Source organism: Methylibium sp. T29 (assembly GCF_000576205.1).
Taxonomy (GTDB): domain Bacteria; phylum Pseudomonadota; class Gammaproteobacteria; order Burkholderiales; family Burkholderiaceae_C; genus Methylibium; species Methylibium petroleiphilum.
This window is the reverse complement of record NZ_AZND01000229.1, coordinates 1-5,289: the sequence shown is the minus strand read 5'-3', so window position 1 is coordinate 5,289 and position 5,289 is coordinate 1. Positions and strand designations below refer to the sequence as shown.

3 protein-coding genes are annotated in these 5,289 nt (G+C 68.9%); 1 reads left to right on the top strand and 2 read right to left on the bottom strand.

Annotation, left to right across the window (positions count from 1 at the left end; translation table 11 throughout):
* Positions 1–109: 109 nt before the first annotated feature.
* Together x551_RS18125 and x551_RS18120 are read right to left on the bottom strand one after the other, a co-directional pair.
* Positions 110–1,006: an aspartyl/asparaginyl beta-hydroxylase domain-containing protein gene (locus tag x551_RS18125; protein ID WP_152543573.1), complete on the bottom strand. Its 897-nt coding sequence runs from the start codon at positions 1,004–1,006 to the stop codon at positions 110–112.
* A gap of 29 nt (positions 1,007–1,035) precedes the next feature.
* Entirely contained in the window at positions 1,036–2,514 is a 1,479-nt protein-coding gene (locus x551_RS18120) for an NAD-dependent succinate-semialdehyde dehydrogenase (protein WP_036233844.1), read from the bottom strand.
* A 170-nt stretch (positions 2,515–2,684) separates the two neighbouring features.
* Here x551_RS18120 and alaS point away from each other — a divergent pair.
* A partial coding sequence (gene alaS / locus x551_RS18115) for an alanine--tRNA ligase (RefSeq protein WP_036249918.1) occupies positions 2,685–5,289 on the top strand: 2,605 nt, incomplete at its 3' end.

The window sequence follows — 5,289 nt, the reverse complement described above, 5'->3', positions numbered from 1 at the left end:
TGGGCCGCGCCGGCTTCGCCAACCACGTCGAGCGCGGCCCGGTCGAGGCGGCCAACGACGAGCGCGGGGACGACGGCCCTGCGCCGGGCCCGGCGGGATCAGGCGGCGCTCAGTAGAACAGCAGCCACAGCAGGCCGACGATCAGAAGCCATTTGCCGGCGTAGTAGACCTGCCGGTGGCTGACCTTCAGGGCCTTGGCCTTCAGGCGCAGCTGGTAGGCGAACGCGAAGAAGCGGTTGATGGCGCCCACCGGCTCGTCGCCGGTCTCGTTCTGCGACGACGCGGCGGCCATCACGTGGGTTGCGAACATGCGGTTGAACCAGCGCACCGGCGCCGTGTGCAACGGGCGCTCCACGTCGCAGAACAGCACCACGCGCTGCTGCTGGGTCTCGTTGGCGGCGTGGTGGATGAAGGTCTCGTCGAACATCACCACCTCGCCGTCCTTCCAGTGGTAGCGCTGGCCGTCCACCTCGATGAAGCAACCGGGGTCGTTGGGCGTGGTCAGTCCCAGGTGGTAGCGCAGCGAGCCGGCGTAGGGATCGCGGTGCCGCACCAGCGTGGCCCCCGGTGGCAGCGACGCGAACATCGCTGCCTTGATGCTGGGGATGCTCTTCAGCAGCGCCACCGTCTGCGGGCACAGCGCGTTGGCGCTGCTCAGTTCCTTGCCGTACCAGGTGAGGTAGAAGCGCTTCCAGCCGGTGCGGAAGAAGGAGTTGAAGCCGATGTCGTTGTAGCTCGCGGCCGCACGGATCTGGCCCTCGTCGTTGAGCTTCAGCGCCTCGTCGCGGATGGTCTGCCAGTTCGCCTGCAGCGGCGCCAGTTCCGGGAACTGCTGCGGGTCGAGGTAGGCCTTGGCCGGCACGCGCGAGAACAGGTACATCAGCGCGTTCACCGGCGCCAGCACGATGGTGAAGTCGAGTGCCCGCTTCAGCGGGAAACGCACCTTGCCGCGGAAGTGGATGAACAGCGCCGAGGCGAGGAAGACGACGAGGACCCAGTGACGCAGTTCCATGATGTCCGTGGCTCAGCAGGGGGTCATTTCTGGATGTCGCCCAGGCAGAGGTACTTGATCTCCACGTAGTCGTCGATGCCGTGGTGCGAGCCCTCGCGGCCCAGGCCCGACTGCTTGACTCCGCCGAACGGCACCTCGGCGGTCGAGATCAGGCCGGTGTTGATGCCGACCATGCCGTACTCCAGCGCCTCGCCGACGCGGAAGATGCGGCCCACGTCGCGGCTGTAGAAGTAGCTGGCCAGGCCGAACTCGGTGTCGTTGGCTAGCGCCACCACCTCGGCCTCGGTCTCGAAGCGGAACACCGGCGCCACCGGGCCGAAGGTCTCCTCGCGGGCGCAGAGCATCTCGCCCGTGGCCTGGGCCAGCACCGTGGGCGCGTAGAAGCGCTCGCCGATGCGCTGGCCGCCGGTCAGCAGCTTCGCACCCTTGGCCAGCGCGTCGGCCACGTGGGATTCCACCTTCGCCAGCGCCGCCTCATCGATCAGCGGCCCCTGGGTCACGCCGGCCTCGAAGCCGTTGCCGACCTTGATGGCCTTCACCTTCGCCGCCAGCTTCTCGACGAAGGCGTCGTAGACGCCGGCCTGCACGTAGAGCCGGTTCGCGCACACGCAGGTCTGGCCGGCGTTTCGGTACTTGCTGATCATCGCGCCCTCGACCGCGCTGTCGAGGTCGGCATCGTCGAACACGATGAAGGGCGCGTTGCCGCCGAGCTCCAGGCTCAGCTTCTTGATGGTCGGCGCGCACTGCTTCATCAGGATGCGGCCGACCTCGGTGGAGCCGGTGAAGCTCAGGTGGCGCACGGTGTCGCTGGCGCACAGCACGTTGCCGATCTGGATCGAGCGCTCCGCGTCGGCCGTCAGCACGTTCAGCACGCCGGCCGGCATGCCGGCGCGCTGCGCCAGCTCGGCAACGGCCAGCGCCGACAGCGGCGTCTGCTCGGCCGGCTTGATGACCACCGGGCAGCCGGCGGCCAGCGCCGGCGCGACCTTGCGGGTGATCATCGCGATCGGGAAGTTCCACGGCGTGATGGCCGCGCACACGCCCATCGCCTGCTTCAGCACCAGGTAGCGCTTGTTGTTGTCGGTGGTCGGGACCGTCTCGCCGTAGACGCGCTTGGCTTCCTCGGCGAACCACTCGATGAAGCTGGCGCCGTAGCCCACCTCGCCCTTGGCCTCGGCCAGCGGCTTGCCCTGCTCGGCGGTCATGATGCGGGCCAGGTCGTCGGCGTGCTGCAGCAGCAGCTGGTACCACTTCATCAGCACCGAAGCGCGTTCCTTGGCGGTCTTGGCGCGCCAGGCCGGCCAGGCGCGCGCCGCGGCGGCGAGGGCGGCTTCGGCGTCGGCAGCACCCAGGTTGGCCACCTGCGCCAGAACCTGACCGGTGGCAGGGTCGGTGACGGCGAAGTGTTCGCCGCGGTCGACCCATGCCCCATCGATCAGCGCGGCGGTCTTCAGCAGGGTGGGGTCGGCCAGGGTGGCCAGCGGCGAATTCTTCATGTCCATGCGGTGTCTCCGGAACCGGTTTTCGATGATACGCGCCGACCCTGTTCCACGCAGGCCATGAGGGTTGCAAACCTATAATGAAAAAGTTTGTTGAATCAAGCACTTGCGCCAGCATTCGCGCGTCGCGGACCGCCGCCGCGCACCGCCCGCCGACCCGACCGAGCCCCCGCATGAAAGCCTCCGAGATCCGTTCCGCCTTCCTGAAGTTCTTCGAGTCCAAGGGCCACCAGATCGTGGCCTCGAGCCCGGTGGTGCCCGGCGACGACCCGACGCTGCTGTTCACCAATGCGGGGATGAACCAGTTCAAGGACGTGTTCCTCGGCTTCGACAAGCGCCCGTACTCGCGCGCCACCACGGCACAGAAGTGCATCCGCGCCGGCGGCAAGCACAACGACCTCGAGAACGTGGGCTACACGGCGCGGCACCACACCTTCTTCGAGATGCTGGGCAACTTCAGCTTCGGCGACTACTTCAAGCAGGATGCCATCGCCTATGCCTGGGAGCTGCTGACCGAGGTCTTCAAGCTGCCCAAGGACAAGCTCTGGGTCACCGTCTACGCGGAGGACGACGAGGCCTACGAGATCTGGAACAAGCAGGTCGGCGTGCCGGCCGAGCGCATCGTGCGCATCGGCGACAACAAGGGCGCGCGCTACGCCTCCGACAACTTCTGGATGATGGGCGACACCGGGCCCTGCGGCCCGTGCACCGAGATCTTCTACGACCACGGCCCCGAGATCCCCGGCGGCCCGCCCGGTTCGCCCGACGAGGACGGCGACCGCTACATCGAGATCTGGAACAACGTGTTCATGCAGTTCAACCGCGACGAGGCGGGCGTGATGCACAAGCTGCCCAAGCCGAGCGTGGACACCGGCATGGGCCTGGAGCGCATCACCGCGGTGCTGCAGCACGTGCACTCCAACTACGAGATCGACCTGTTCGTCGCGCTGCTGGCGGCGGCCAAGCAGGCGGTGGACGCGGCCGGCGCAGGCGACAGCGACAAGGACTCGCCGTCGCTGAAGGTCATTGCCGACCACATCCGCGCCTGTTCGTTCACCATCGTCGACGGCGTGATCCCCGGCAACGAGGGCCGCGGCTACGTGCTGCGCCGCATCGCCCGCCGCGGCATCCGCCACGGCTACAAGCTCGGCGCCCGCAAGCCCTTCTTCCACACGCTGGTGGCCGAGCTGGTGCGCCAGATGGGCGAGGCCTACCCCGAGCTGGCCCGCGCCGAGGCGCGCGTGACCGAGGTGCTGAAGCAGGAGGAGGAGCGCTTCTTCCAGACCATCGCCAACGGGATGGAGATCCTGGAATCGGCCCTGGCCGGCGGCGCGAAGACCCTCGACGGTGAAACCGCCTTCAAGCTGCACGACACCTACGGTTTCCCGCTCGACCTGACCGCCGATGTCTGCCGCGAACGCGGCGTGACGGTCGACCAGGCCGGCTTCGACGCCGCGATGAAGCGCCAGCGCGAGCAGGCGCGCGCGGCCGGCAAGTTCAAGATGGCCGCCGGCCTCGAGTACGCCGGTGCGGCCACCACCTTCCACGGCTACGAGCACCTGGTGCACGAGGGCTCGAAGGTCACCGCGGTCTACGTCGATGGTTCGGCCGTGCCGAGCGCGAAGGCCGGCGACGACGCGGTGATCGTGCTCGACCACACGCCGTTCTACGCTGAGAGCGGCGGCCAGGTCGGCGACGGCGGCGAGCTGCGCAACGGCACGAGCCGCGTGATCGTGGAGGACACGCAGAAGATCCAGGCCGACGTGTTCGGCCACCACGGCCGCGTGGTCGAGGGCGAGATCCGGGTCGGCGACGTGCTGAACGCGCGGGTCGACGGGGAGCAGCGCGCCAGGACCGTGCGCAACCACAGCGTGACCCACCTGATGCACAAGGCACTGCGCGAAGTGCTGGGCGGCCACGTGCAGCAGAAGGGCTCGCTGGTGAACGCCGAGCGCACTCGCTTCGACTTCGCGCACAACGCGCCGATGAGCGATGCGCAGATCGCGAAGGTGGAGGCGATCGTCAACGCCGAGATCCTGGCCAACGCGCCGACACAGGCGCGCGTGCTGCCGATGGAGGAGGCGCAGAAGCTCGGCGCGATGATGCTGTTCGGCGAGAAGTACGGCGACGAGGTGCGCGTGCTCGACATCGGCAGCAGCCGCGAGCTGTGCGGCGGCACCCATGTGCAGCGCACCGGCGACATCGGGCTGTTCAAGGTGGTCGCCGAGAGCGGCGTCGCGGCCGGCATCCGCCGCGTCGAGGCGATCACCGGCGACAACGCGCTGGCCTACGTGCAGCAGCTCGAGGGCACGGTGGCCGGTCTGGCCGGCGCGCTGAAGGCGGCGCCGGCCGAGGTGCCGGGCCGCGTCGCCGCGGTGCTGGAGCAGCTGCGCACGCTGGAGAAGGAGCTCGCCGCGCTGAAGGGCAAGCTCGCTTCCTCGCAGGGTGACGGGCTGCTGGCACAGGCCGTCGACGTGAAGGGTCTGAAGGTGCTGGCGGCCCGGCTCGAAGGCGCCGACGCGAAGGCGCTGCGCGACACCCTGGACCAGCTGAAGAACAAGCTCAAGAGCGCGGCCATCGTGCTGGCAGTGGTGGAGGGCGGCAAGGTGCAGCTCGCCGCCGGCGTGACCGCCGATGCGACCGCCCGGGTCAAGGCCGGCGAGCTGGTCAACTTCGTGGCGCAGCAGGTCGGCGGCAAGGGGGGCGGCAAGCCGGACCTCGCGATGGCCGGCGGCACCGATCCGGCCGGGGTTGGGGGCGGCGCTGGCTTCGGTGGCC